Source organism: Polaromonas sp. (genome assembly GCF_016185115.1).
Lineage (GTDB): Bacteria > Pseudomonadota > Gammaproteobacteria > Burkholderiales > Burkholderiaceae_C > Polaromonas.
On the sequence record NZ_JACPOF010000016.1, the window covers coordinates 1 to 1,565 of the forward strand.

Genomic DNA, 1,565 nt, shown 5'->3' on the forward strand with positions numbered 1-1,565 from the left:
GCACATGATCAAGAAAGGGCAGCAGCGCTGCCCGAGTGGCAACACCATGTCCGCCGCCGACCAGTTTTACAGCTTGGCTCATTGAAACCGATCGACATCAACGGCCATTTGCCGCCTCGGCGCCGCTATTGCGACACAACCCTTTTCCGATACGCCAGCCATCGGACCACGCGTACCGGCCCTCGTAGATCGGCGTGCTGCAACCCGCGACGTTCAAGAGCGCCAGGATGGCGACAGACCAGCTCATTGCCCTCTTCGTCATGACAGTTCCTTCGGAGTACCTTGTCGTGGTGGTGTGAAACCAGGTGGCCTCCTGCACGATAACCAATTACCCCTTTCCCCGCAGGCATTGCGTGTGGCTATCAAAAGCGTAATCGGAAGGTCACTGTCAGGTAGGGGTCAAATTTCTAGACTTCTCTCCGTGGTGCAGAAATCGCCACCTGGATGAACCATATCGGGCATCCGGCGCCACAGGAGACCATCATGAAAGTTCGTACCGCAATCCTCGTCGCCAGCCTTGCCGGGTCCACTACTGCGTCCTTCGCCACTTCCGTTTACCACGCAAGCCCCAGCCAGGAGGAAGGCGTGAGCCTGGCCGCCGACCATCTGGGCAATGCGGTGAGCCGCCAAGCGGTTGAAAGCACCGTGCTGGCCGCTCAGAAGGACGGCACGCTGTACTGGATCAGCCGTGGCTATCCCGGTACCTATCCACTTGTCCCGGGCCCCAAGCTGACCAAGACCCGCCAGCAAGTCCTCGATGAGTTGCAGTCAGCCAAGCGCAACCCCGTCGGTCGTGACGGTGTGCGGGATATGGGCGGCGAAGCTGGCTGGGTCGATGCCCGCCAACTGCCCTGAACCCTCTCAACGATCACCGGCAACCGCGTGCCCTCCCAAACCGGCCTGCGGTTGCACCTGAACCATTGCCATTTACCCAAAAAGGAAATCCCATCATGAAACTGAAGTCCACCCTCATCGTCCTTTCCCTCATCGCCGCCCCCGCTTTTGCGTCGGACCAAGTGGTCAGCAAGACGCGCGAACAAGTGCGGGCTGAATTGGCGCAGGCCCTGCAAAGCGGAGACATGCTCGCTGCCGGCGAATCGGGTCTGACACTCAAACAGCTCAACCCCGCAGCGTACCCGGTGACAGCTTCGGCGCAGGCCCCCAAAACCCGCGACCAAGTGCGCGCAGAACTGGAACAAGCAATCCGCACGGGCGACATCCTGGCGGGCGGTGAATCGGGTGCCAAGCTCAATGAAGTGGTGCCTGGCCGCTACCCCGTAGTGGCCAACGCTTCTTCCAAGACCCGTGATCAGGTTAAGAGTGAGCTGGCGCGCGCCATCCGCGAAGGCGAAATCGTCGCTGTGGGCGAAGACGGCCGCAAGCTCAACGAAATCTATCCTGACCGCTACCACGCTGCGCACCATTGAGGTTGCCCCTGAAAAGTGGAGTTCTTAACCCTTGTTGAAAATACCGACAAGGAGTTGAGCAATGAGTGACAAGCAAGTGCGTGCGCAGTACACGCGGGAGTTCAAACTGGAGGCGGTTCGGCAGGTGCGAGCTGGCCA

2 protein-coding genes and 1 pseudogene are annotated in these 1,565 nt (G+C 60.1%); all 3 read left to right on the forward strand.

Annotated elements, in window-relative coordinates; translation table 11 throughout:
- Positions 1–85 (forward strand): annotated as a pseudogene (locus tag HYX42_RS10080) (IS6 family transposase); the annotation flags it as partial.
- A 398-nt stretch (positions 86–483) separates the two neighbouring features.
- Entirely contained in the window at positions 484–855 is a 372-nt protein-coding gene (locus HYX42_RS10085; protein WP_015012979.1) for a hypothetical protein, read from the forward strand.
- Positions 856–950: 95 nt separating this feature from the next.
- Positions 951–1,427: a DUF4148 domain-containing protein gene (locus HYX42_RS10090; RefSeq protein WP_293402487.1), complete on the forward strand. Its 477-nt coding sequence runs from the start codon at positions 951–953 to the stop codon at positions 1,425–1,427.
- Positions 1,428–1,565: the final 138 nt, after the last annotated feature.

Excerpts from the sequence above, each read along its gene's own strand:
- HYX42_RS10085 (WP_015012979.1), top strand. The coding sequence starts at position 484 with ATGAAAGTTCGTACCGCAATCCTCGTCGCCAGCCTTGCCGGGTCCACT.
- HYX42_RS10090 (WP_293402487.1), top strand. The coding sequence starts at position 951 with ATGAAACTGAAGTCCACCCTCATCGTCCTTTCCCTCATCGCCGCCCCC.